The organism is Streptomyces sp. NPDC044044 (assembly GCF_056434405.1).
Genome location: NZ_JBWKFG010000005.1, coordinates 292,125 through 317,976 on the forward strand (window position 1 = coordinate 292,125; position 25,852 = coordinate 317,976).

Sequence of the window (25,852 nt, forward strand, 5' to 3'; positions counted from 1 at the left end):
GGCGGAGGGGCTTGCGATGCGCGGCGACCTGGAGTGGGGCAGCATCCCGGGACTGGTCCGGGCGGCGGCCGAGCGGTACGGGGAGCGGGAGGCAGTGGTCGACGGCCGCACCCGGATCTCGTACGAGGAGCTCGGCCGGCGCGTGGAGCGGGCAGCCGCCGCGTGCATGGCCAATGGGGTCAACTCCGGTGACCGGGTGGCCGTCTGGGCCCCCAACACCGTCGACTGGATCGTGTCGGCGCTCGGCGCGGTGACGGCGGGCGCGGTCCTCGTCCCCCTCAACACCCGCTTCAAGGGCGCGGAGGCGTCCTACGTACTGCAGCGCAGCCGCGCCAAACTGCTCTTCGTGACGGGCACCTTCCTCGGCACGTCGTACGTCGCGTCGCTGCGCCGCGCAGCCGTGGAGGGCAAGGGGGATGGGCCGCTGCCGGGCCTTCCGCACCTGGAGCAGGTGGTGGTCCTCTCCGACGACGCCCCGGAGGACTTCCGTACCTGGAAGGACTTCGTGGCCAGCGGCGACGGGGTGAGCGGGCAGGACGTACGGGAGCGCGCGGACGGCGTCGACGCGGCGGCGCCCTCGGACATCATCTACACCTCGGGCACGACGGGCCGCCCCAAGGGCGCGGTCATCACCCACGCCCAGACCCTGCGCTGCTACGACGTATGGAGCGAACTGGCGGGCCTGCGCGAGGGCGACCGCTATCTGATCGTCAACCCCTTCTTCCACACCTTCGGCTACAAGGCGGGGATCATCGCCTGCCTGATGCGCGGCGCGACGATGATCCCGCAGCCGGTCTTCAACGTGGACACGGTCCTGGCGAACGTGGCCGCGGAGCGGATCTCGGTCCTCCCCGGCCCGCCGACCCTGCACCAGTCCCTCCTCGACCACCCCGCCCGCGACCAGCACGACCTGTCGGCCCTGCGCCTGGTGGTGACGGGCGCGGCGGTGGTCCCCCTGCAACTGGTCGAGCGCCTGCGCACCGAGCTGCGCATCGCCACGGTCCTGACGGCGTACGGCCTCTCGGAGGCGAGCGGCATCGTGACGATGTGCCGCCAGGGAGACGCGGCGCAGACCATCGCGTCGACCTCGGGCCGGGCCATCCCGGACACGGAGGTACGGGTGGTGAGCCCCGGCGGCGAGGCACTCTCGCCGGGCCACCCGGGAGAGGTCCTGGTCCGCGGACACAACGTCATGCAGGGCTACTTCGAGGATCCGGCGGAGACGAAAAAGGCGGTCACGCCGGACGGCTGGCTGCGGACGGGGGATGTCGGGGTCCTTGACGGGGCCGGCAACCTCCGGATCACGGACCGGATCAAGGACATGTTCATCGTCGGCGGATTCAACGCCTACCCCGCGGAGATCGAGCAACTCATCGGCGTGCACGCGCAGGTGGCGGACGTCGCGGTGATCGGCGTCCCGGATCCGCGGCTCGGTGAGGTGGGGAAGGCGTACGTGGTGCGGCGGCCGGGAGCGGTGCTCACGGCGGACGACCTGATCGCGTGGTCACGCCGCGAGATGGCGAACTACAAGGTTCCCAGGGAGGTCGAGTTCGTGACGGAGCTGCCGAGGAACGCGAGCGGCAAGGTCCTCAAGCACGAACTGCGCGGCCGCAGGCCCTAGTTGGCCCCGGCCCGCTCCCCGCTGCTGCGTTCGACGCAGAACTCGTTGCCCTCCGGGTCGCTGAGCGTGACCCAGCCGCGCCCGTCGGGCACGCGATGATCCTCCTCGAGCTTGGCGCCCAGCTCCAGGAGCCGCTCGACTTCCTCGTCGCGGGTGCGGTCCTGCGGCTGCAGGTCGACGTGCACGCGGTTCTTGACGGTCTTGGTGTCGGGGACGGTCACGAAGAGCAGGGTGATGCCTTCGGCCTCGACGAGGGCTTCAGGGTCACCGGGAAAGTCCTCGTCGGAGAGCTTGCCGCCGAGCACTTCGGCCCAGAAGGTGCCCTGGCGGTAGGCGTCGGAACAGTCGAACGTGAGGTGGCGCACGAGTGTGGTCATGCGCGGCACTATCCGCGAGGGGCTGGGGGCTGTCCAACGAGTTTCCGGGGCCTGTGGGCGGAGTGATGCCGTCCGAATCCGCTCCCATGAACGTTTGTTCTGAACTTCCGTTCTGAACGGACGTTCAAGACTGTTGTACGGTGGATCCATGGGACACCGAGAACAGCTGATGACCGGCGCCAAGCGATGCCTTCAGGAGCGGGGATACGCCCGTACGACCTCCCGGGACATCGCCGCCGCCGCGAACAACGCCCCCGTGGGGACGATCAACTACCACTACGGCTCCAAGGAGGCCCTGCTCAACGCCGCTCTCCTGGAGACACTCATGGAGTGGGGCACGGCGATCGTCGACCGGCCGGCGGATGCGGAGGGCGGTGCGCCCGAGACCCTGGAGCGGATGTGGGCCCGCATCATCGGGTCCGAGGCCACGGACCGGCCCATGCTGGTCGCGAGCACCGAGGCGTTCGCGCAGGCCGAGCGTGCCCCCGAGATCCGCGAGCAGATCGCCGCCGCGTACGAGCGCGCGCGCCCCGATATGGCCGCCCATCTGCACGGCATCGACGCCGCCGACGACCCGGACACGGCCCGCGCGGTCGGCTCGGTCCACATGGCTCTGGTCGCGGGCCTGACCCAGCAGTGGCTCATCGACCCGGGCCACGCGCCGTCGGCGCACGACGTGGCGGTCGGCCTGCGGGTCATCGCCCGGCGGCTGGAGGAGGACGCCGGGACCGAGGGGGACGCCGGGACCGCACCCGCCGCCGACTGACCCACCGGCCGACCGACCCACCGGCCGACTGATCGACTGACCGACCCGGGAGTGGAAGTGCCGAAGCCCTTCGCCCACCTGCACGTCCACACCCAGTACTCGCTCCTCGACGGCGCCGCCCGCCTCGGCGATTTGTTCAAGGCCTGTGCCGAGATGGGCATGTCGCACATCGCGATGACGGACCACGGCAATCTGCACGGCGCGTACGACTTCTTCCACCAGGCCCAGGGCGCGGGGATCACGCCGGTCATCGGCATCGAGGCGTACGTCGCGCCGGAGTCACGGCGCGACAAGCGGAAGGTCCGGTGGGGGCAGCCGCACCAGAAGCGCGACGACGTGTCCGGCTCCGGTGGTTACACCCACAAGACCCTCTGGGCGGCCGACAGGACGGGTCTGCACAATCTCTTCCGGCTGTCGTCGGACGCGTATGCCGAAGGCTGGCTGCAGAAGTGGCCCCGCATGGACAAGGAGACCCTGGCCGCGTGGTCGGAGGGCTTGATCGCCTCCACCGGCTGCCCGTCGGGCGAGCTGCAGACACGCCTTCGCCTCGGGCAGTTCGACGAGGCCCGCAAGGCGGCGGGCGAGTACCAGGACATCTTCGGCAAGGACCGTTATTTCCTGGAGCTGATGGACCACGGCATCGAGATCGAACGCCGGGTGAGGGACGGTCTTCTGGAGATCGGGAAGGGGCTGGGGATCCCTCCGCTCGTCACCAATGACTCGCACTACACCTACGCCCATGAGTCCGCAGCGCACGACGCCCTGCTCTGCATCCAGACCGGCAAGAACCTCTCGGACCCGGACCGCTTCCGCTTCGACGGCACCGGCTATCACCTGAAGTCCGCGGACGAGATGTACGCCATCGACTCCTCGGACGCCTGGCAGGAGGGATGCAGGAACACGCTTCTGGTCGCGGAGCAGATCGACACCACCGGGATGTTCGAGAAGCGCGACCTCATGCCCAGATTCGAGGTGCCGGACGGTTATACGGAGGTCAGTTGGTTCCGCGACGAGGTGGCCACCGGAATGCGGCGGCGGTTTCCCGGCGGGGTGGGGGACGCGTATGCGCGGCAGGCCGAGTACGAGATGGACATCATCATCCAGATGGGGTTCCCGGGCTATTTCCTCGTGGTCGCCGACTTCATCATGTGGGCCAAGAACAACGGCATCGCGGTGGGCCCGGGGCGCGGTTCGGCGGCCGGTTCACTCGTCTCGTACGCGATGGGCATCACGGACCTGGACCCCATCGAGCACGGCCTCATCTTCGAGCGGTTCCTCAATCCCGAGCGCGTCTCCATGCCGGACGTCGACATCGACTTCGACGAGCGCAGGCGCGTCGAAGTGATCCGGTATGTGACCGAGAAGTACGGCGCCGACAAGGTCGCCATGATCGGCACATACGGAAAGATCAAGGCGAAGAACGCCATCAAGGACTCCGCGCGGGTCCTCGGATATCCGTACGCGATGGGCGACCGCCTGACGAAGGCGATGCCACCGGACGCGGGCGGAAAGGGAATCGAGCTCGCCGGCATCACGGACCCCTCCCACCCCCGCCACGGCGAGGCGGGCGAGATCCGGGGGATGTACGAGAGCGAGCCCGACGTGAAGAAGGTCATCGACACCGCGAAAGGTGTGGAGGGCCTGGTCCGGCAGATGGGCGTGCACGCGGCAGGCGTCATCATGTCCAGCGAGACCATCACCGACCACGTGCCGGTGTGGGTGCGGCACAGCGACGGCGTGACGATCACGCAGTGGGACTATCCGCAGTGCGAATCCCTCGGCCTGCTCAAGATGGACTTCCTGGGCCTGAGGAATCTGACCATCATGGACGACGCGGTCAAGATGGTCGCGGCGAACAAGGGCGTGGAACTCGACCTGCTCGGCATTCCCCTCGACGACTCCCGCACCTTCGAACTCTTCGGCCGCGGCGACACGTTGGGTGTCTTCCAGTTCGACGGCGGACCGATGCGTTCGCTGATGCGGCTGATGAAGCCGGACGAGTTCGAGGACATCACGGCGGTCACCGCGCTGTACCGGCCGGGACCGATGGGCATGAATACGCACACCAATTACGCGCTGCGGAAGAACGCCCAGCAGGAGATCATCCCCATTCACCCGGAGGTGGAGGAGCCCCTGCGGGACGTGCTCGGCCTGACGTACGGCCTGGTCGTCTACCAGGAGCAGGTGCAGAAGGCGGCGCAGGTGCTCGCGGGCTACACGCTGGGCCAGGCGGACCTGCTGCGCAGGGCCATGGGCAAGAAGAAGAAAGAGGTTCTGGACAAGGAATTCTTCCCGTTCCGTGACGGCTGCCGGGAGCGGGGTTACGGGGACGAGGCGATCCAGGCGGTCTGGGACGTCCTGGTCCCGTTCGCGGGATACGCGTTCAACAAGGCACATGCGGCGGCCTACGCGCTGGTCTCGTACTGGACGGCGTATCTGAAGGCGAATTACCCGGCCGAGTACATGGCCGCCGTCCTGACCTCCGTCCGCGACGACAAGGACAAGTCGGCGGTCTATCTCAACGAGTGCCGCCGGATGGGGATCAGGGTCCTGCCGCCGAATGTGAACGCGTCGGTGGCGAACTTCGCCGCGCAGGGCGACGACGTCATCCTCTTCGGCCTGACGGCGGTGCGGAACGTGGGCGCGAGTGTGGTCGATGCGATCGTCAAGTGCCGCGAGGAGAAGGGGAAGTACGCGTCCTTCCCCGACTACCTGGAGAAGGTGGACGCGACCGCGTGCAACAAGCGCACGACCGAATCTCTCATCAAGGCGGGCGCCTTCGACGAGATGGGCCATACGCGCAAGGGGCTGACGGCTTGCTACGAGCCCCTGATCGACAACGCCGTACAGGTGAAGCGGAAGGAGGCGGAGGGGCAGTTCGACCTCTTCGGAGGTGAGGGGGAGGTGGCCGGGCCGGGGATCGGGCTCGACGTCGAGTTCCCCTCCGAGGAGTGGGAGAAGACGTATCTCCTGGCACAGGAGCGGGAGATGCTCGGTCTCTACGTCTCCGACCACCCCCTCTTCGGCATCGAGCACGTCCTGGCCGCGAAGGCCGACGCGGCGATCGCGAGCCTGACCGGGGGCGAGCACGCGGACGGTGCGGTGGTGACCATCGGCGGCATCATCTCCGGGCTCCAGCGCAAGGTGACGAAGCAGGGCAACGCGTGGGCGGTCGCCACGGTGGAGGACCTGGCGGGATCGCTGGAGTGCATGTTCTTCCCGGCGGCGTATCAACTGGTGTCGACCCAACTGGTGGAGGACACGGTGGTGTTCGTGAAGGGGCGCCTCGACAAGCGGGAGGACGTCCCGCGCCTGGTGGGGATGGAGCTCTCGGTCCCCGACCTCTCGCACGCGGCGGCGGACGCACCCGTGCTCCTCGACATGCACGGGCCCCAGGTGACCCCGCGCTCGGTCGCCCGGCTGAAGGAGATCCTCCGCTCGCACCCGGGCCCCACGGAGGTGCGGCTGCGGGTGCGGGGGAGGGAGCGGACGACGGTGTACCGGCTCGGGTTCCGGGTCTCGGTCCGCCCGGAGTTCTGGGCGGACCTCAAGGCGGCGGTGGTGGTGGCGCGGGGGGCGCAGGGATCGGGATGAGCCATTTGCCGGGTCGGCAAAGTTCCTCGCGGGCGGGGGACGCGGGGGCCCAGGATCATGACGTACGTACTTGTTCCGTACGTATCTGCCGCGCACCTACCTACTGCGCACGCATCTGCTGATCCTGATCCGGGAGGAAACATGTCGCACCACGCCCCGCACCACCGCCTGGTGGACGTCCCCGGCGGCCGGATCCACCTCGTGGAGCAGGGCACGGGCCCCTTGGTCCTCCTGGTCCACGGCTTCCCCGAGTCCTGGTACTCGTGGCGTCACCTGCTCCCGGTGCTCGCCGAGGCGGGCTTCCGCGCGGTGGCGATCGACGTGCGTGGCTACGGCCGCTCGTCGAAGCCGCGCGCGGTGGACGCGTACCGGATGCTGGCGCACGTCGCCGACAACGTCGGGGTCGTACGCGCCCTGGGTGCGGAGACCGCGACGATCGTGGGCCACGACTGGGGCTCGACCATCGCGGCGAACTCGGCGCTGCTCAGGCCGGACGTGTTCACGGCGGTGGGCCTGCTGAGCGTCCCATACGCGCCCCGGGGCGGGCCCCGTCCCACGGACGCGTTCGCCATGATCGGCGGAGGGGACGAGGAGTTCTACGTCAGCTACTTCCAGGAGGATGGGACGGCGGAGGCGGAGATCGAGCCGGACGTGCGGGGCTGGCTCGCGGGGTTCTACGCGGGCCTGTCGGCGGACACGATGCCGTCGCCCGACCACCCGAGCCTCCACTTCGTACCCCGAGGCGGAAGGATGTCGGACCGCTTCGTGGCGGGCGGAGACACGCTCCCCTCCTGGCTGACGGAGGCCGATCTCGACGTCTACGCGGGCGAGTTCGAGCGGACGGGTATGACGGGCGCCCTCAACCGCTACCGCAACGTCGACCGCGACTGGGAGGACCTGGCGCCGTGGGACGGCGCCCCCATCACCCAGCCGTCACTGTTCATCGGCGGCGACCAGGACGCGTCGACGACGTGGCTGGCCGACGCGATCAAGGCCTACCCGGAGACGCTGCCCGGCCTGGTGTCCTCGCACATCCTTGACGGGTGCGGGCACTGGGTTCAGCAGGAGCGGGCGTTCGAGGTGAACCGGCTCCTGGTGGAGTGGCTGAGGGCGTTCCACGTCGCCTGACGCCCCGACGGCCTGACGGCCTGATTGCCCCGGCGCCCCGACGCCCTCAGTGGCCGACGGGCGGCGCCATGCAGCCGGTCTCCATGAAGGGGCCGTTGGCCCTCGCCTCGTAGTTGGTGGGCTGCACGAACGCGGTGACGCAGGCGTCGTCGCGTACGCGGAGGCCGATCATCGTGCCCTCGGGGGTGACGTACTCGTCGTTCTCGTAGCGGGAACGCATTTCGCTGACGGTGAGGTTGCCGCTGAGGATTTTGCCCTTGCTGCCGTACTTCTCGATCTTGTACCCGAGCTCTCCGGTGAGCGCGGCCCGCACGCTCTCGGGGTCCCACGTCTTCGCCTTGTGGAGCCGCTTGAGGACGGGCCCGATGCGGGCGGCCTCGGCCTGGGCGGCTTCCTCGCTCGCGGGGGACATGTCGCCGGGGCGGCGGTAGGCGTTGTTGTCACCGTTGTGGGGCGCGCCGTCGACGACGCCGGGTTCCACGTACGGGGAGGCGCCGGGGGAGGGGGAGCCGCTGGGGCTGGAGCGCGCGCTCGACTGGGCCGCGGTGTCGTGCCGCTGCTCGCCGCAGCCCGAGGCCAGGGCGGCGCCCATGAGGAGAGCGGACACCGCGCCGAGGCGTCGTCGCCGCTGAGTTGAGGTGACCATGCGGACCATGCGGATGACTCTGCCACGAGTGTCCGACGCGCATGGCCCGCCTCCGGACACGGCTAGGACACGGTCTGCGCCCGGAACTTCTCCACGAGCGCGGCGGGGGCCTTCTCCGGGGACCCGGCGTCGTACGGCGGCTGGGGGTCGTACTCGATGAGCAACTGCACGGTCTGCGCGTGCTCGTCGCCCGCGATCTTCCCGGCGAGGGTGAGGCCCATGTCGATCCCGGCGGAGACGCCCGCCCCGGTGACGTACTTCCCGTCGAAGACGACGCGCTGCCCGGTCGACTCGACCCCGAACTGCTTGATCTGCTCAAGCGCCAGCCAATGGGACGTGGCCCGGCGCCCCTTGAGAAGCCCGGCGGCCGCGAGGATCAGCGATCCGGTGCAGACGGAGGTGGTCCAGGTGGTGGTGGCGTCGACGGCACGGAGCCAGCTGAGCACGGCCTCGTTCTCCAGGTCGGGCTCGGGACTTCCCGGTACGACGACGATGTCCGGGCTGCTCACCTCGGCGAGGGACTTCGTGGCGACGAGGGAGAGGGTGCGGGTGTCGTCGAGTACGGGACCTGCCTGCTCGGCGACGAAGACGACTTCGGCGCCGGGGAGTCCCGAGAGGGTCTGGAAGGGGCCGACGGCGTCGAGAACGGTGAACTTGTCGTAGAGCAGGATCGCTATCTGCATGGGGGTCCCTTCCCAGAGGCGAGGTGTCGTGCCGTGCCTCAAGTCTTGAGGCGCGCCCCGATGGCTGCAATGACGAGTTCCCCGCCTTTTCTGCCATGGGAGGCGTCCGGACGTGGGCCCGGACATGCGTCGACCGCGGTGGCTCCCCCTCCGCGCCACCGCGGTCGACCCCCCGTTTTCCCCCTGTTCCCCCGTGCCCCCGTCCCCCGTCCCCCGTGCCCCCCGTGCCCCCCGTCAGGAAAGGAGTCTTAGGCGTCCTTGGCGGGCGGGGCGGGCGTGTGGCCCTCGCCCTGGGTGGTGGCCGTGCCGTCCTTGGCGGGCGGGGCGGGCGTGTGGCCTTCACCCTGGGTGGTGGCCGTGCCGTCCTTGGCGGGCGGGGCGGGCGTGTGGCCTTCACCCATGGTGGTAATGCCGGTGTTCTTGTCGATTTCGCTCATACAGGACAACTCCTAAGCTCTGGGCGGGGCTTCGGGATCGGATACGCCCGTTCGGCAACTCCCCCGAGGATCGCCGAACGGGCGTATTGGGCCGCTTACCTTATCCGTAGGGCCCTGGCGACCCGTCTGCCCCCCGACGCGACGGATCGACTCCATGAGAGTGGCAGCCGGTCATAAACGTTCGATGAACGCCGGTCAGGGTGCGGTCAGGCGGCGGTGGCAGGAGCGAGGAGTTTCCTGACCTGAGCGGCTTCCGGTGCGCCCGCTTCCTCGTGGATGGCCAGAGCTTCGCGCCAGCAGGCCTGGGCGCGGTCGAGCTGTCCCAGTTCGGCGAGGGACCTTCCCAGCAGGGTCAGGACATTGGCCCGCATCCACTCGCCACCGACGCACCCGATGGCGAGCGCCTGCTCGGAGTGCTGGGCGGCTTGTGCCACATGACGGTCCGCGAGGTACACCTGGGCGATCCGGTAGTGCGTCGTCCCCTGCCACAGGCGCTGGCGGTTCTCGGCGAAGATCTGCAAGGCGTCGTTCAGCTGGTCGAGGGCGTCCGAGTGGCGATTCGCGTCGCTCAGGGCGAGCCCGAGCGCGTACTTCGCGTTGGCCAGGCGGAACGTGACTCCGAGGTCGCTGTATATGGCGATCCCCTGCTCGGCGAGGTCGATCGACTTGGCGGTGCGTCCCATCGCGAGGAGGGCCCGGGACAGGTTGCACAGGGCGCTGGCCTCGCTGTGGCGGTTGTCATCGGCGCGGAAGACGTCGATGGCCTTGCGCAGATGAGTCTCGCTCACCTCGGGCCGGTTGATGCAGTTGTTGATGATCCCCTGCTCGTTGAGGGCGTTTCCGGTGGTCCAAGGGTCCCCGGAGTCCAGGGCGAGCTCTGTGGCGCGCTCCAGCTCGACGGCGGCATCGTCGAAACGGCCGACCTTGTTGAGGACTTGGGCAAGGCTCACCCGCGCCCGGCCCTCGGCGCGCGTGTCCCGCGCCGCGGTGGCGGCCTCGCACGCGGCGCGCGTCGCCATCTCGTACCGGTACGAGATCGCCCCCGACTCCGCGAGGTCCTTCGCCGCGAGCAGCAGGTCCACCGCACGTCGCAAGTTGTCGCGGCTCAGCGAATGCTGGACGCACGCCAGGATGCAGGAGGCCTCGGCGTGCAGCCAGTCGAAGGCCTTGGTGCCGTCGGTGAAGTCCAGGCCGACCTGATCGGTGACCTCCAGATGGTCCGCCGTCCGGTCCCCGGGCCGCTCTATCGCGTACACCCGAGCCGCCGTGGCCAAGTAGAAGTCGAGCAGCCGCGACACCGCCGATTCCCGCTCGGCCGGCGGCAGCTCCCGCTCCGCGCACGCACGCGCGTAGAGCCGGACCAGGTCGTGGTACCGATACCGGCCGGGAGCCGCCGACTCCACCAGAGACGTGTCGACCAGCGATTCGAGGAGGTCCTCCGTCTCCTCCGCCGGGAGGTCGAGGACCGCTGCTGCCGCCGCCAGTGACAGGTCAGGCCCGTCCGCGAGGCCAAGGAGCCGGAACGCCCGCGCCTGCGCCGGCTCCAGCTGGCCGTAGCCCAGCTCGAACGTCGCCTTCACCGCCAGGTCGCCCGCCTGGAGCTCGTCCAGGCGCCGCCGCTCGTCCGCCAGCTTGGCGGCGAGGGTCGAGACCGTCCAGGTGCGGCGGGCCGCCAGGCGGGACGCCGCGATACGGATCGCCAGGGGCAGGAAACCGCACGCGGCCACCACGTCGAGCGCGGCCTTCCGCTCCGACGTGACCCTCTCCTCGCCCACGATCCGCGTGAAGAGGAGGAGCGCCTCCTCCGGGGACATGACATCCAGGTCCACCAGGTGGGCCCCTGCGAGGTCCACCATCCGGATCCGGCTCGTCACCAGCGCCGCGCAGCCCTCCATGCCGGGGAGCAGCGGGCGCACCTGCGCCGCGTCACGTGCGTTGTCCAGGACCACGAGGACCCGGCGCCCGTCCAGCACCGACCGGTACAGCGCCGCCCTCTCCTCCAGGGAGTCCGGTATCGCCGAGTCGGCGGTCCCCAGGGCCCGCAGGAAGGCGCCGAGCACCGTCTCCGGTTCGGCCGCCCTCGAACCCGCCCCTTGCAGGTCCACGTACAGCTGTCCGTCGGGGAAGTACGTGCGGGCCACGTGCGCCACGTGGACCGCGAGAGTCGTCTTGCCCACGCCGCCGATGCCCGCCAGCGCCGAGACCGCCATCACCCGGCCCTCCGCAGCCGAGAGGATCTCGCTCAGCTCGGAGACGAAGGACGCCCGGCCCGTGAAGTCCGGCACTGTCGCGGGAAGCTGCGCCGGGCGCACCGCCGCTGCCGCCGGCTCAGGGGCCGCCGCCGAGGGTTCCGCGAGCGCCGGGTCCGCCTGGAGGATCCGCTGCTGCAGTTCCTTCAGACCCGGGCGCGGGTCCACGCCCAGTTCGTCGGCCAGGAGGCGGCGCGTGTCGGCGTAGACCGCGAGGGCCTCCGCCTGGCGTCCGCTGCGGTAGAGCGCCAGCATCAGGAGTTCGCGCAGCCGCTCCCGCAGGGGGTGCGCCGCCGTGAGCGCCGTCAGCTCCGACACCGCCTCCGCGTGGCAGCCGACCTCCAGGTCCATGTCCAGGCGGGATTCGAGCAGCTGGAGACGCCACTCCTCCAGGCGGGTGCGCTCCGTCTCCGCGTACGGACCGGGGACGTTCGCCAGGGGTTCGCCGTCCCAGAGGCTCAGCGCCTTGTTGACCAGGGAGCGCGCCTGGCAGAGATCGGCGACGCCGCGCGCCTTCTCCGCCTCCGCCCACAGGTCCTCCGCGAGCGCCAGGTCCAGGGCGCCGTCGGCCACCGCGATCGAGTAGCCGCCCGACTCGCTGACCAGGACACCGGCCGGGAGCACCTTGCGCAGGCGCGAGGCGTACGTACGGACCGCGGCCAGTGCCTGCGAGGGCGGTTCCTCGCCCCAGAGCGCGTCGATCAGTTCGTGTGCCGTCGCCGTGCGGCCGTCACGCAGCAGGAGCGCCGCCAGCAGGGCCCGCTGCTGCGGAGAGCCCATGGACAGCTGCTCGGCGCCGTGCCATGCGCGTACGGGGCCGAGCACGCTGAAGTGCGGTCTCAGCCCCTCGGGGGCGTTCCCCGGGGCCGGACGTCGCTGGTCCGGTACTCGCGGTACAACGTCCATCGCTCCCCCTGCTGCCCTTCCGTGCCCGGCCGTCACCGGGTCTGGTCGTGCGCGCGGGTCTGCCCTGCCCGCGATTGTCGCTCTTTGCCTGGTTCCGTTCTCCACCCGGCTCTTGCTCCCCGCCAGTTTGCCTTGTTCATGGCGGATACGTCAGCCGTGCGAGACGGCTCTCACAGGGTCCACGCACTCGGCGGCCGGTAATGGACGGGGGATGGACGGCCGGCCGATCACCGATGGATAGCTGACGAGGAGCTGACGGGTCGTCAGATCAGCGCTACCGTGGAGCACATGGAGACCACTGAGACCTTGCCGACGTTCCCGAGGATCATCTCGGTGGACGACCACACCGTTGAGCCCGCCCATGTCTGGCAGGACCGGCTCCCGTCGAAGTACCGGGACAGCGGGCCCCGCATCGTCCGGGCGCCCCTGAAGTCGATGAGCTTCCTGGGCGGGAAGTTCGCCCCCGTGATGGGGGCGAAGGGGGACGAAGGACCCATAGGGGACTGGTGGATCTACGAGGACCTGCACCGGCCCCTCACCCGCCTCGACACCTCCGTGGGGTACGACAGGGACGAGATCAAGCTCGAGGTCATCACGTACGAGCAGATGCGCCCGGGGTCCTTCAGCGTGCCCGACCGCCTCGCCGACATGGACGTCAACCACGTCCAGTCCGCCCTCTGCTTCCCCACCTTCCCCCGCTTCTGCGGGCAGACGTTCACCGAGGCCAAGGACCGCGAACTCGGCCTGCTCGGCGTGCGGGCGTACAACGACTGGATGGTGGACGAGTGGTGCGGGCCCAACGCGCAGGGCCGTCTCATCCCCCTCACCCTCATTCCGCTCTGGGACGCCGAGCTCGCCGCCGCCGAGGTCCGCCGCAACGCCGCCCGCGGCGTGCGCGCCGTCGCCTTCTCCGAGATACCGCCGCACCTGGGTCTGCCCTCCATCCACACGGACGAGTGGGATCCCTTCCTGCGGGCCTGCGACGAGACCGGCACGGTCATCGCCATGCACATCGGGTCGAGCAGCAAGATGCCGTCGACCTCCGCCGACGCGCCGCCCGCCGTCGGCTCCACCATCACCTTCGCCAACTGCTGCTTCTCGATGGTCGACTGGCTGATGAGCGGCAAGTTCGAGCGCTTCCCGAACCTCAAGATCATGTATGCGGAGGGGCAGATCGGGTGGATCCCGTACATCCTTGAGCGCGCCGACGTGGTCTGGGAGGAGAACCGCGGGTGGGGCGGGGTCGCCGACAAGGTGCACCGGCCGCCGTCCGAGCTCTTCACCGAGCACGTCTACGGATGCTTCTTCGACGACGCCTTCGGCCTGAAGAACCTCGACTCGATCGGCGTCGGAAACGTCCTGTACGAGACCGACTACCCGCACTCCGACTCGACCTGGCCCAAGTCCAGGGAGGTGGGGGAGTCGCAGATGGGCCACCTCGCACCGGACGTCGTCGACCGGATCGTGCGGGGCAACGCGATCGACCTGCTGGGGCTCACGGATGACGGGCTGTGGGCGGGGCCGGGGGCGTAGGGGCTCACGCGCTGCCGGGTGGCCGCCCTGGCTCAGGGGTCGAGCGGCTGCCCGGCGGGCTCCCGTCGCACCGTCCACGGAGTTGCCCGCCCCCCAACCCTTGCCTGACGGACCGTCAGCTACGACGATGAGACCCGTCGCCGTATATGACATGCCGTCAGATCAAGGTGAGGGGTCGGGTTCTCATGGCTGCCAACGCGCTGGCGCACATCTTCCCGCAAGGGCGACTGGTCTACGGGATGCAGCTCCCGATCCAGTCGCAGAGCGTCATCTACGCGGAGGCGTGGGAGGCGGACGCCACCGCCGACGACCTCGCCGAGATCGCCCGCACCGCCGACCGGGGCGGCTTCGCGTACATCGCGAGCTGTGATCACGTGGCCATCCCGCGGCGGCTCGCCGACACCATGAGCACCGTCTGGTACGACCCGGTGGCCACGCTTTCCTTCCTCGCCGGGATCACCGAGAACGTACGGCTGATGAGCCATGTCGCCGTCGTCGGGCTCCGGCATCCACTGGTCAGTGCCAAGCAGTACGCGACCCTGGACCGGCTCAGCGGCGGGCGGCTGATCCTCGGGGTCGGGGCCGGGCACGTGCAGGAGGAGTTCGACGCCGTCGGGGCCGACTTCGCGCGGCGCGGGCCCGTGCTCGACGAGACCGTCGACGCGCTGAAGGCCTCGCTCGGGCCCGAGGAGTATCCCGAACACCACGGCGAGCACTACGACTTCGGGGGCCTCGGGCAGCAGCCGCGACCCGTGCAGCCCCGCGTGCCCATCTGGGTGGGCGGCTCCTCGCCCGCCGCAGTGCGCAGGGCCGCCGTCCGCGGCGACGGGTGGCTGCCGCAGGGCGACCCGCGCGACAAGCTGCCCGCGCAGATCGCCAGGCTCAAGCGGCTGCGCGAGGAGGCGGGGGTGGCGGAGCCGATCGTCGTGGGGGCGATCGCCGAGCCCCTGTACGTGGGGGAGCCCGGCTGGTCCGTGGGGCGGCGCACGCTCAGCGGGAAGCCGGATGCCCTCGCCGAGTCGCTGCGCGCGTACGGGGCGATGGGGGTTCAGCAGATCCAGGTGCGGTTCCGGTCGCGGAGTCGTACCGAACTCACCGATCAGATGGCGGCGTTCGCCGCCGAAGTGGCTCCGCACCTCAACTGAGAGCTCGCCGAGCTCATTCAAGGAGACAGGTATGGGCAAGCTGGACGGCCGCGTCGTCATCGTCACCGGCGGGGCGCGCGGGCAGGGTGAGCAGGAGGCGCGGCTCTTCGCCGCCGAGGGAGCGCGGGTCGTCATCGGCGACGTGCTCGACGACCAGGGGGAGGCCCTCGCCAAGGAGCTCGGCGGGGACGTGGCCAAGTACGTGCACCTCGATGTCGGTCAGGAGGCCGACTGGGGCGCTGCGGTCGGTGCCGCCAAGGACGCCTTCGGGAAGATCGACGGCCTGGTCAACAACGCCGGGATCCTGCGCTTCAACGAGCTCGTCAGCACCCCGCTCGAAGAGTTCCAGCAGGTCATCCAGGTCAACCAGGTCGGCTGCTTCCTCGGCATCCGCACCGTCGCGCCCGAGATCGAGGCCGCCGGCGGCGGGACCATCGTGAACACCGCCTCGTACACGGCGATGACGGGCATGGCGTACGTCGGCGCGTACGCCGCGACCAAGCACGCCATCCTCGGGCTCACCCGTGTCGCCGCGATGGAGCTGGCCGCCAAGAACATCCGCGTCAATGCTGTCTGCCCCGGGGCCGTCGACACCCCGATGACCAACCCCGCGCAGCTCGACCCGGCCGCCGACCCCGCCGAGGCGCAGGAGGCCGTGGCCGAGCTCTACAAGAAGCTCGTGCCGCTGGGGCGGATCGGGAAGCCCGAGGAGGTCGCCGCCCTCGCGCTCTTCCTGACCGGGGACGACTCGGCGTACATCACGGGACAGCCGTTCGTCATCGACGGGGGGTGGCTCGCGGGGGTCAGCATCGTCTGAGGCCGCCCTGCCTGCCGCGCGCACTGTCTGACGGAACGTCAGTAAGCGTGCCCGCGGGTATTGACGGTCCTCGCGGCCGGTGGAACAGTCGACGCATCGCAATCTGACGGTTCGTCAGAAACTCGTTCGTCAGAAACTCACGAGGATGGTGAACCTCCTTGGAATTCGGTCTCTTTGTACAGGGATACGTGCCCGCCAAGCGGGCGAAGGTCGACCCCGAAGCCGAGCACAAGGCGCTCATCGAGGAGACCGAGTACGTCATCCAGGCGGACAAGTCCGGCTTCAAATACGCCTGGGCCTCCGAGCACCACTTCCTGGAGGAGTACTCGCACCTCTCCGCCAATGACGTCTTCCTCGGCTATCTCGCCCACGCCACCGACCGCATCCACCTGGGCTCCGGCATCTTCAACCCGCTCGCCCCGGTGAATCACCCGGTCAAGGTCGCCGAGAAGGTCGCCATGCTCGACCATCTCTCCGAAGGACGCTTCGAGTTCGGGTCCGGGCGAGGCGCCGGGTCGCACGAGATATTGGGCTTCATGCCGGGCATCACCGACATGAACCACACCAAGGAACTCTGGGAAGAGACCATCGCCGAGTTCCCCAAGATGTGGCTCCAGGACGAGTACGTCGGCTTCCAGGGCAAACACTGGTCGCTGCCGCCCCGCAAGGTCCTGCCCAAGCCGTACGGCAAGGCGCACCCGGCGATGTGGTACGCCGCCGGGTCCCCGCCCTCGTACGCGATGGCCGGAAAGAAGGGGCTCGGGGTACTGGGCTTCAGTGTGCAGAAGGTCTCCGACATGGAATGGGTCCTCGAGTCGTACAAGACGGCCGTGAAGGATGCGGAGCCGGTCGGCGCCTTCGTCAACGACAACGTCATGGTGACCTCGACGGCGATCTGTGCGGAGACGCACAAGAAGGCGGTCGAGATCGCGGTGAGCGGGGGTCTCAACTACCTTCAGTCGCTGCTCTTCCGCTACCACGACACCTTCCCGCGGCCCGAGGGCATCCCCGAGTGGCCCGAGCTGCTGCCCGAGTACAGCGAGGAGATCATCGAGCTGCTCATCGCCGAGGAGCTGATGATCTGCGGTGACCCGGACGAGGTGCTCACGCAGTGCAAGCGGTGGGAGCAGGCGGGGGCCGATCAGCTCAGCTTCGGGCTTCCGATCGGGATCTCGCCCGAGGACACGAAGAACACGATCAAGCTGATCGGTGAGCATGTGATTCCGAAGATCGATACGGATCCTGTGCATCGGACCACCCGTATGCGGGGCGCCTCCGGCGGTTGAGCCGGTCCTCCTACTGCCCCGGCTTCCCCTCCCGGACGGAGGTCGGGGCACCCCTTTTTGCCCTTCGGGCGTGTCCTCAAGCGCCGGACGGGCTTTCTCCCGCCCACCCACCCGTTCTGGACGGGTTGAATCCGCACCCACCAAAGACCTTCAGTCGAATCCGCACCCATAAAGAGCCTTCAAGGGGGACGACCTCGCCATGCTCGACCACCTGATCAAGGGCGCGACCGTAGTCGACGGAACCGGTGCCCCCGCATTTACCGCCGACGTCGGCATCAGGGACGGGCGCATAGCCGTCGTCGCCGAGCCCGGTACCGTCAGCGAGTCCGCCGCCACCAGTGAGGATGCCCAAGGGCGCATCCTCGCCCCCGGGTTCGTCGACCCGCACACGCACTACGACGCCCAGCTCTTCTGGGACCCCTATGCGACCCCCTCCCTGAACCACGGCGTCACCACCGTCGCGGGCGGCAACTGCGGTTTCACGCTTGCGCCGTTGAATCCGGCGCGGCCCGAAGACGCCGACTACACACGGCGGATGATGTCCAAGGTCGAGGGCATGTCGCTGGTGGCGCTCGAAGAGGGCGCGCCCTGGACGTGGAGCTCGTTCGGCGAGTACCTGGACGCCCTGGACGGGCGCGTCGCCGTCAACGCGGGGTTCATGGTGGGGCATTGCGCGCTGCGGCGGTACGTCATGGGCGCGGACGCCGTGGGTGGGCAGCCGTCGCCCGAGCAGCTGGAGGAGATGCTGCGGCTCTTCCATGACGCCATGGACGCCGGTGCCTGGGGGCTCTCCACCACGCAGTCGTCCACGCACTCCGACGGCGACGGGCAGCCGGTGGCCTCACGGCACGCGAAGCCCGACGAGCTGCTCGCGCTCAGCCGCGCCGTCGCCGAGCACGAGGGCACCCAGCTCGAAGCCATCGTCGCGGGCTGTCTCGACCAGTTCAGCGACGAGGAGATCGATCTGTTCGTCGAGATGAGCGCCGCCGCAGGACGGCCCCTCAACTGGAACGTCCTCACCATCGACGCCGCCGTGCCCGAGCGCGTCCCGCGCCAGCTCATCGCCAGCGAGCGCGCCCGCGAGTCCGGTGGCCGGATCGTGGCACTGACCATGCCGATCCTCACCCCCATGAACATGTCGCTGGGCACCTTCTGCGCCCTGAACCTGATCCCGGGGTGGGGCGACGTGCTCGGCCTCCCGGTCCCCGAGCGCATCGCCGAGCTGCGCGACCCCGACGTCAGGGGCGAGATGCTGCGGCGCGCCGACAGCAAGGAGGCCGGTGTCTTCCGGCGGCTCACGCACTTCGACCGGTACGTCATCGGGGACACGTACTCCAAGGAGAACGAGGGCCTCACCGGCCGCGTCGTCGGTGACATCGCGGCCGAGCGCGGCCAGGAGGCCTTCCAGTGCCTCGTCGAGATCTGCGCCAACGACGATCTGCGTACGGTCCTTTGGCCCATGCCCTCGGACAACGACCCCGACTCGTGGGCCCTGCGCCAGGAGACCTGGCAGCACGAGGACGTCATGCTGGGCGGCTCCGACGCCGGCGCGCACCTGGACCGCATGTGCGGAGCCCCGTACACGACCCGGTTCATCGGGGACTGCCTGCGCGGGCGCAAGCTGGTCGGACTGGAGCAGGCGGTCAAGATGCTCACCGACGACCCCGCGCAGCTCTTCGGGCTGCGGGAGAGGGGCCGTATCGAGGAGGGCTTCCACGCCGACCTCGTCCTCTTCGACCCCGAGCGCATCGACGCGGGCAAGGCCACCCTGGTGCACGACCTGCCCGGCGACAGCCCGCGCCTGGACTCGAAGGCGATCGGCATCAACGCCGTCTGGGTGAACGGCGTCGAGGCGATCCGCGAGGACCGGGTGACGGGTGCGACGCCCGGCACGGTCCTGCGGTCGGGCCGGGACACTCGGACGGTGAGCACCAAGTGAGCGGACAACTCCCGCAGGAGCAGAGGCTGTTCATCGGCGGCGAGTGGACGGAGCCCGACGGCGGCCACTACGAGGTCGTCAACCCGGCCACCGAGGACGTCGTGGGCCTGGCCCCCGAGGCGAGCCGCGAGCAGGTGCACGCGGCGGCCGGCGCGGCCCGCGAGGCCTTCGCCACCTGGTCGCGCACGACACCCGAGGAGCGCGCCACGGTCCTCGACCGCGCCGCGTCGATCATGCAGCGCGACTTCGCCGCGTACGCGGATCTCGCCCAGGCCGAGAGCGGCGCGACGACCGGCACGGCGCGCGGGATGCAGGTCGCGGTGTCGGTGGCGCGCTTCAAGCGGTATGCGAAGGGTGCCCTGGAGCCGGTCGAGGCGGCCCTTCCCCCGCAGATCAACGAGGCGGGTCCGATGGGCAGGGCGGGCGTCGTGGGGGCGCTCACCGTCCGCCAGCCGGTGGGCGTCGTCACGTGCATCACCTCGTACAACAACCCGTGGGCCAACCCGGCGGGCAAGGTGGCGCCCGCCCTGGCCATGGGCAACACGGTCGTCGTGAAGCCCGCCCCGCAGGACCCGCTGTCGGTGTACCGGATGGCGGCGGCCCTTGAGGAGGCCGGGGCGCCGCCGGGAGTCGTGAACGTGGTGAGCGGCGCGCGCCCGGAGGTGGGCGAGGCGGCCGTGGACGCACCGGACGTCGACATGGTGAGCTTCACCGGCTCGACGTCGGTGGGGCAGCGGATCGCCGAGGTGTGCGGCCGGGACATGAAGCGGCAGCTGATGGAGCTGGGTGGCAAGGGCGCGGCGCTCGTCCTCGACGACGCGGACCTGGACTCGGCGGTGGCGGGGATCGGGACGACGTTCTCCTTCTACAGCGGACAGATCTGCACGGCCCCGACGAGGGTGATCGCGCACCGCGCGATCCACGACGAACTGATCGAGAAGCTGACGGGCTACATCGGCTTCATGAAGGTCGGGGATCCGCGGGAGAAGGGGACGATCGTCGGTCCCGTGATCTCGGCGGCGCACCGCGACCGCATCGAGTCGTACGTGGAGCTGGGTCGCAAGGAAGGCGCGCGGGTCGTCGCGGGCGGCGAGCGCCCGGCCTCGTTCGAGAAGGGCTTCTACGTCGCGCCGACGCTACTCGCGGACTGCACGAACGACATGAGGGTGGTCCGCGAGGAGATCTTCGGCCCGGTCGTGGTGGTGGTCCCCTTCGAGGACGAGGAGGAGGGCATCGCTCTGGCCAACGACAGCGACTACGGCCTCCTCGACTACGTCTGGTCGGGCGACGTGGCCCGCGCCTTCCGGATCGCGCGGCGGCTGCGGGCGGGCGGGGTCGGCGTGAACACGATCGGCAGGAACATGGAGGCGCCGTTCGGCGGGTTCAAGAAGAGCGGGGTGGGCCGGGACGTGGGCTCGTACGCGCTGCACGCGTACAGCGAGCTGCAGTCGATCGTGTGGCCTGGGTGAGCGGGCGTACGGCCTGGGTGATGTCCGATATGTGGAACACGGGAAGACGCTCGGGAAAATTTTGAACTAGGACAAAATGGACAGTGCTGCGGTTCCCGCATACCGGACGGTCTGGCATTTGCCTGGCAATGAGCAAGCGATTCGGTTGAGTGATGAAGCAATCCATGGGGCATGCCCCGATTCGCCCATGGATTGCAAGCCAATGGATCCGGATGTTCATCCTCCGCATGTGGAAACCGCAGCCCTTAACGTCCTGTTCATGACCCAGTTGGACGTACGGCCCCAGGCCGGAGACACGGTAGGCGGCGCCCCAGACGGGGGCGTACGCGCCAAAGGCCTCGGCGGGAACTCCGTCGGCCTCATGGGCAGCGCCGTCATCGGCATCTCCACCGTCGCCCCCGTCTACTGCCTGACGTCGACCCTCGGCTCCACGGCCGGCGAGGTCGGCCTGGCGATGCCCGCGGTCTTCCTCGCGGGCTTCCTGCCGATGCTCCTGGTGGCCTTCGCCTACCGCGAGCTCAACAAGGCCATGCCGGACTGCGGCACGTCCTTCACCTGGACGGTCAAGGCCTTCGGCCCCCGGATCGGCTGGATGTGCGGCTGGGGCCTCGTCATCGCCACGATCATCGTCCTGTCGAACCTGGCGGGCGTGGCGACCTCGTACTTCTGGCTCCTGGCGGGCGAGATCACGAGCAGCGACTCGGTCGCCGCCCTGGACGACAACAAGGCCGTCCACATCCTCACGTGCCTGGCCCTGATCGCTGCCGCGACGGCCATCAGCTATCGGGGGATGACGGCCACCAAGGGCGTGCAGTACCTCCTGGTCGGCCTTCAGCTGGTGGTCCTCGCGCTCTTCGTCGTGATGGCCCTGGGCAAGGCCCGCAGCGGGGACATCGCCGGATCCATGGACTTCTCCTGGTCCTGGCTGAACCCGTTCTCGGTCCAGTCCTTCGGCGCCTTCACGGCCGGTCTCTCCCTGTCGATCTTCATGTTCTGGGGCTGGGACGCGTGCCTGACCGCCAATGAGGAGACCACCGGCAGCGAGAAGACCCCCGGCCGCGCGGCGCTCATCTCGATGGTCGTCCTGATCGGCTCCTACCTCGCCACCGGGATCGCCGCCCAGATGGCCGTCGGCTCCGGTGACAAGGGCCTCGGCCTCGCCAACCCGGACACCTCCGACAACGTCTTCGCCGCGCTCGCCGGGCCCATCATGGGCAACGGCCTGGGCATCCTGCTCTTCGTCGCCGTCCTCGCCTCGGCCGCCGCCAGCCTGCAGACCACGTTCATCCCCGTGGCCCGCACGGTCCTCGCGATGTCGACGTACGAGGCACTGCCGCCGTCCTACGCGCGCGTGCACCCCCGGTTCAAGACCCCGGGCCGTGCCACGGTCGTCGCGGGCGTCGCGACCGGCGTCTTCTACACGGTCATGACGCTGGTCTCCGAGCACGTCCTGGTCGACACGATCTACGCGCTCGGCCTCATGATCTGCTTCTACTACGCGCTGACGGCCTTCGCCTGCGTCTGGTACTTCCGCCGCGAGCTGTTCTCGTCCGCGCGCGACTTCGCCTTCAAGGGCTTCTTCCCGGTGTTCGGCGGCATCCTGCTGACCGCGGTCTTCGTCAAGACGCTGGTGGACATGTGGAACCCCGCCTACGGCAGCGGCTCCTCCGTCTTCGGCGTCGGGTCGGTCTTCGTGATCGGCGTGGGCCTGCTGCTGCTCGGCGTGGTGATCATGCTGGCGATGGGCCGCAGGAGCCCGGCGTTCTTCCGGGGCGAGGTCCTGAAGCGGGACACCCCGGCGCTGGTCGTCGCGGACTGAGCCTCAGCTCGCCAGCAGCCTCCGCAGTGACGCCTTCAGGTTCGTGATGAAGGCGTCGCGGTGTTCCTGGGGGACGAGGTCCAGGGACAGGTACGGGTTGAGGTCCTCCAGTTCGACCAGGAGCAGTTCGCCCGCGCGCGTGCGGCAGGCGTCGACGCGCTGGATGCCGTGGTCGACGGTGTTCCAGTCGATGAAGCGCTGGGCGAAGGCCAGGTCCGCGGGGGACGGGGCGTAGGGCTCGAGGACCCAGCGTCTGTCCGGGTGCGGGGCGTGCAGGGCGTACTGGAACGTGTCGTCGACGAAGTAGAACGACACCTCGTACGTGAAGTCGATGCGCGGCTGGACGAGCGTCGCGCCCTCGGTGTGTACGTGGGTCTCCAGCTCGGTCCGGGTGAGGAACCGCAGGCCTATCGAGTCCGCGCCCTGCTTGGGCTTGATCACGTACTCGGCCGTGTCCGGGAGCTTCCCCACGTCCGCAAGGCGGTCGACCGTCGGGATCACCGGGTGGCCCTCCGCCGTCAGGTCGACGAGGTACTGCTTGCCCGCCATGTCCGCGCTGCCCGTCAGCTGGTTGTAGACACGGGTGCCGGAGGCGACCGCCCGGGTGCGGAAGGCGTCGAACGCCGCCTGGTAGTTCAGGACCGGGCCGCTGTTGCGGATCAGGACCGCGTCGAAGGAGTCCATCAGCGCGGCCGCGTCCAGCGGGTGGCAGAGCGCCGTGTCGAAGTCCTCGCGGAGGCGGGAGGCGAGCGTGATGTCCTCGTCGCAGTACCTGCGGCCCCGCGCCTCGTAGGCGAGGTCGGTGACGAACAGGAGGCGGGGCCTCGTGGGCGGCTGGGCGGACGGCATGGGGCTCTCCTGGGGCGGCGCTTGCGGGTCCTTGGTCTCGACCCTAAGGCGGTCGACGCGGTCCCTCCACGCCGCCCCGGAGCGTCTAGCTCCGGCCCAGGAACACCGGGTTCGTGAACGCCGTCAGGGGGCCCGGCAGGCCCGGCACGGTGGGCGCGTGGCGGACCTCTGCCCGTACGTACGCCGAGTACGAGGGCGTCGTCCGCCACTCCGCCGTGCCGGTTCCGGAGGCGGGCAGCGCCGGTGAGGTGAACAGGACGCCCTGGTCCGTCACGAAGCGGATCGTGCAGCCGGGGGCGCCCGTGACGTCCAGGCGGACCGACACCGGGGCGTCCTGCTCGACGTAGAGGCGCTCGCCGATGCCCGCTTGTTTGCCCTTGCCGCCCGTCGCCGTGAACTTGAGCGTGACGTTCTTGGACTCGGCGACGTAGCTGTGGCCGGCGCGGATGCCCGCCTGGATGGCGTCGCGGGTCAGGTCGTCCGCGAGGACCACCGTCTGCGGGGTGCCGATGGGGTCGGGGTCGCGGTGGGCGTCGCTGTTGCCCATGGCGGGGATCCACGGCTTGCGGCCCCGGACGGAGGCGACGAGGGTGCTGTCCCAGTCGGCCAGGGAGATCTCGTCGTCCGGGGTGTAGGCGCCGTTCCACACCTCCACCGCGTCCGCTTCCCCGAAGCCGAACTTCCAGTTGCAGCCGATGCAGGTGGCGTGCGGGTGGGCGGGGACGACGAGGCCGCCCGCGTCGCGGACCTCGCGGGCGTACTTGCCGAAGCGGTTGTCGCGGGCGCGGTAGCGCCAGTCGATGAACGTGCCGGGGTCCGTGCCGAGCGCGACCACGTGGCCGTTGCGCGTGGTGATCTCCTCGCCCAGCATGACGAGCAGATCGTCGCCCGCCTCGTCGGCCCAATGGGCGTGCGCGGAGTGCGTGTTGTGGTCGGAGGAGTTGATGAAGTCGAGGCCCGCCGCGCGCGCGAGGGCCGCGATCTCGGCCGGGGTGCGCCTGCCGTCCGAGTACCAGGAGTGCAGGTGGCAGTCGCCGCGGTACCAGGCGCGGCCACGCCCCTTCGCCCGCTCCGGCGGGTAGACGGGCCTGACCGTCTTGCCGGGCGCCCCGTACTTGAGGGTGATCGTGACCTCGTAGGGCAGGCCCTGCGGGGCGACCGTGTACGGGCCGAGCGCGATGTTCCAGGTGCCTGCCTTGACCGGACCCGGGATGTAGCCGGGGGTCGCGTCGTCGGCGCGGATGAAGAACTCCGTGCGCGCGCCGCCCGACCAGCCGCGGAATCCCTTGCCGCCGAGGGCGGTGCCGCGCTGGTCGAAGATGCCGATGTCGAGCGCGTTGCCCTGGGTGCCCGCCGGGACCGTGACCTTCTCGTAGGTGTACGCGACGTGGATCTCCCGTACGCCGTCGGGGACTTCGACCGGCAGATACACGAAGTCGGGTGACCCGGTGGGCAGCGTCCCGCGCACCACCTTGGTCTCGTCGTCACTTCCGGATGCGCGCCCCGAGGCGCTCGCGAAGCTCACGCTGTTCAACGTAAGCGCGGCGGCGGCTCCCGTCACGAGCAGACCGCGCCGGTTGAGGGGTGTGTCGGCGGGTCCGGCCCGGTGGTGTTCGTCCTCGCACATGTGTCGGCTCCCCAGGGTGTCGGAAGGGACTGCAGGGCAACCCTGGTATTGAGCCGTGAACTCTCCGGCAAGGGAAGGCAATTGACAGACTTACGCGGGGTGTCGCTCAGGCGCCGCGGCGGCCCTTGCGCGCGCGGTTGCGGGCGATCACGACGATGACGACGATCACGACGACGACGAGGATGATCCCGAGGACCAGCCCGATGGACCCGCCCTTGGACTTCTTCTTTTTCTTCTTGGGCTTGGCCTCGGGCTGGGCCCGTGACTCGTCCGCCGCCCTGGTGTCCGTCCTCGCGGCGGCGGCACCTGCCGTGTGCGCCGTCGAAGCGGATGCCGATGCCGTCCGTGGAGTGGCCGCGTAGGCGCCCGCGGAAGCCGTGCCCCCCATCAGTGCGCCGAGCAGCAGCAGTACGGTCGCGAAGCGAAGTCGCATGGTGAAACCCCCCGATTCCTTTGATTCCGGCGGATCCTAGGGCATGCGGCGCCCCGCGCCTAGGTGCTCGCGCCCGCCGCGCGAAGCACGGCCGCCGTCTCCTCGTGCGATCCCTGCGTCGCCCAGTACAGCGGGGTGCTGCCCGTGCCGCCGTCCTCGCGGAGGTTGGGGTCCGCGCCGTGGGCGAGGAGTTCGCGCACGGCTTCGGTGTGGCCCCAGCATGCGGCCCCGCACAGCGGCGTGCCCTGGTCGCCGTGGCCGCTCTCGGCGTCGGGGTCGGCGCCCGCCGCCAGGAGGGCCCGGACGATGGGCGCCGTGCCGTGGACGGACGCTCCGTACAGCGGGGTCGTGCCGTCGGGGTCGGCGGCCCGCGGGTCCGCGCCCGCTCGCAGCAGCGCCTTCGCCTGGGTGGTGCAGCCCAGCTGCGCTGCCAGGACCAGCTTCTTCGTCTGTTTCTTGTGGCGCCGTCTGCTCATGAGGGGCAGGGTAGTTCGGCGGGTGCGCGAGGTGGTCGGATTTTCCGCTCCC

At 69.7% G+C, this 25,852-nt stretch carries 20 protein-coding genes; 11 read left to right on the forward strand and 9 right to left on the reverse strand.

The window, feature by feature from the left end:
* Window positions 1-16: 16 nt before the first annotated feature.
* On the forward strand, window positions 17-1,621 hold the full coding sequence (locus AC07AG_RS20935; RefSeq protein WP_478756565.1) for a FadD3 family acyl-CoA ligase: 1,605 nt from the start codon (window positions 17-19) through the stop codon (window positions 1,619-1,621).
* Here the strand turns inward: AC07AG_RS20935 and AC07AG_RS20940 are convergent.
* A complete protein-coding gene (locus AC07AG_RS20940; protein ID WP_478756567.1) occupies window positions 1,618-1,998 on the reverse strand; it encodes a VOC family protein in 381 nt (126 codons plus the stop codon). The genes AC07AG_RS20935 and AC07AG_RS20940 overlap by 4 nt on opposite strands.
* Window positions 1,999-2,146: 148 nt before the next feature.
* Between AC07AG_RS20940 and AC07AG_RS20945 the strand changes: the two genes are divergently transcribed.
* The 3 genes from AC07AG_RS20945 (at window position 2,147) to AC07AG_RS20955 (ending at window position 7,486) form a co-directional block, all read left to right on the forward strand.
* Entirely contained in the window at window positions 2,147-2,764 is a 618-nt protein-coding gene (locus tag AC07AG_RS20945) for a TetR/AcrR family transcriptional regulator (protein WP_478756569.1), read from the forward strand.
* Between the two features lie 57 nt (window positions 2,765-2,821).
* A complete protein-coding gene (gene dnaE, locus AC07AG_RS20950) occupies window positions 2,822-6,358 on the forward strand; it encodes a DNA polymerase III subunit alpha (RefSeq protein WP_478756571.1) in 3,537 nt (1,178 codons plus the stop codon).
* 141 nt (window positions 6,359-6,499) lie between these two features.
* Window positions 6,500-7,486, forward strand: coding sequence for an alpha/beta fold hydrolase (locus tag AC07AG_RS20955; protein ID WP_478756573.1), 987 nt, complete (start codon window positions 6,500-6,502; stop codon window positions 7,484-7,486).
* A 46-nt stretch (window positions 7,487-7,532) separates the two neighbouring features.
* On the opposite strand, the gene AC07AG_RS20960 is transcribed toward AC07AG_RS20955, so the two are convergent.
* The 4 genes from AC07AG_RS20960 to afsR all read right to left on the reverse strand — a co-directional run bounded on the left by AC07AG_RS20960 (window position 7,533) and on the right by afsR (window position 12,407).
* Window positions 7,533-8,141, reverse strand: coding sequence for a hypothetical protein (locus tag AC07AG_RS20960; RefSeq protein WP_478756575.1), 609 nt, complete (start codon window positions 8,139-8,141; stop codon window positions 7,533-7,535).
* Window positions 8,142-8,194: 53 nt separating this feature from the next.
* The gene (locus AC07AG_RS20965) at window positions 8,195-8,815 is read right to left on the reverse strand and encodes a DJ-1/PfpI family protein (RefSeq protein WP_478756577.1); all 621 of its coding nucleotides are present in this window, start codon (window positions 8,813-8,815) and stop codon (window positions 8,195-8,197) included.
* Window positions 8,816-9,063: 248 nt separating this feature from the next.
* Complete coding sequence (locus AC07AG_RS20970) at window positions 9,064-9,252, reverse strand: sigma-like protein (RefSeq protein WP_478756578.1); 189 nt, start codon at window positions 9,250-9,252, stop codon at window positions 9,064-9,066.
* A gap of 206 nt (window positions 9,253-9,458) precedes the next feature.
* Complete coding sequence (afsR, locus tag AC07AG_RS20975) at window positions 9,459-12,407, reverse strand: SARP-family global regulator AfsR (protein ID WP_478756580.1); 2,949 nt, start codon at window positions 12,405-12,407, stop codon at window positions 9,459-9,461.
* A gap of 306 nt (window positions 12,408-12,713) precedes the next feature.
* Between afsR and AC07AG_RS20980 the strand changes: the two genes are divergently transcribed.
* From AC07AG_RS20980 to AC07AG_RS21010, 7 genes are all read left to right on the forward strand, one after another.
* The gene (locus tag AC07AG_RS20980) at window positions 12,714-13,940 is read left to right on the forward strand and encodes an amidohydrolase family protein (protein ID WP_478757057.1); all 1,227 of its coding nucleotides are present in this window, start codon (window positions 12,714-12,716) and stop codon (window positions 13,938-13,940) included.
* A gap of 185 nt (window positions 13,941-14,125) precedes the next feature.
* Window positions 14,126-15,085, forward strand: coding sequence for an LLM class F420-dependent oxidoreductase (locus AC07AG_RS20985; RefSeq protein WP_478756582.1), 960 nt, complete (start codon window positions 14,126-14,128; stop codon window positions 15,083-15,085).
* Window positions 15,086-15,116: 31 nt separating this feature from the next.
* The gene (locus AC07AG_RS20990) at window positions 15,117-15,902 is read left to right on the forward strand and encodes an SDR family NAD(P)-dependent oxidoreductase (protein ID WP_478756584.1); all 786 of its coding nucleotides are present in this window, start codon (window positions 15,117-15,119) and stop codon (window positions 15,900-15,902) included.
* Window positions 15,903-16,060: 158 nt separating this feature from the next.
* Window positions 16,061-17,188: an LLM class flavin-dependent oxidoreductase gene (locus AC07AG_RS20995; protein WP_478756586.1), complete on the forward strand. Its 1,128-nt coding sequence runs from the start codon at window positions 16,061-16,063 to the stop codon at window positions 17,186-17,188.
* Between the two features lie 199 nt (window positions 17,189-17,387).
* The gene (locus AC07AG_RS21000; protein ID WP_478756588.1) at window positions 17,388-19,127 is read left to right on the forward strand and encodes an N-acyl-D-amino-acid deacylase family protein; all 1,740 of its coding nucleotides are present in this window, start codon (window positions 17,388-17,390) and stop codon (window positions 19,125-19,127) included.
* A complete protein-coding gene (locus tag AC07AG_RS21005) occupies window positions 19,124-20,596 on the forward strand; it encodes an aldehyde dehydrogenase family protein (protein WP_478756590.1) in 1,473 nt (490 codons plus the stop codon). Before AC07AG_RS21000 ends, AC07AG_RS21005 begins: the two co-directional genes overlap by 4 nt.
* Window positions 20,597-20,855: 259 nt before the next feature.
* Window positions 20,856-22,415 carry an APC family permease gene (locus AC07AG_RS21010; protein ID WP_478756591.1) on the forward strand — a complete coding sequence of 520 codons (1,560 nt, stop codon included), beginning with the start codon at window positions 20,856-20,858 and terminating at the stop codon, window positions 22,413-22,415.
* A 3-nt stretch (window positions 22,416-22,418) separates the two neighbouring features.
* Here the strand turns inward: AC07AG_RS21010 and AC07AG_RS21015 are convergent, their stop codons facing one another.
* The 4 genes from AC07AG_RS21015 to AC07AG_RS21030 form a co-directional block, all read right to left on the reverse strand.
* Entirely contained in the window at window positions 22,419-23,264 is an 846-nt protein-coding gene (locus tag AC07AG_RS21015; RefSeq protein ID WP_478756593.1) for an ATP-grasp domain-containing protein, read from the reverse strand.
* Window positions 23,265-23,349: 85 nt separating this feature from the next.
* Entirely contained in the window at window positions 23,350-24,891 is a 1,542-nt protein-coding gene (locus AC07AG_RS21020) for a CehA/McbA family metallohydrolase (protein WP_478756596.1), read from the reverse strand.
* A 106-nt stretch (window positions 24,892-24,997) separates the two neighbouring features.
* A complete protein-coding gene (locus AC07AG_RS21025; protein WP_478756597.1) occupies window positions 24,998-25,324 on the reverse strand; it encodes a hypothetical protein in 327 nt (108 codons plus the stop codon).
* 59 nt (window positions 25,325-25,383) lie between these two features.
* On the reverse strand, window positions 25,384-25,800 hold the full coding sequence (locus AC07AG_RS21030) for an ankyrin repeat domain-containing protein (RefSeq protein WP_478756599.1): 417 nt from the start codon (window positions 25,798-25,800) through the stop codon (window positions 25,384-25,386).
* Window positions 25,801-25,852 lie beyond the last annotated feature (52 nt).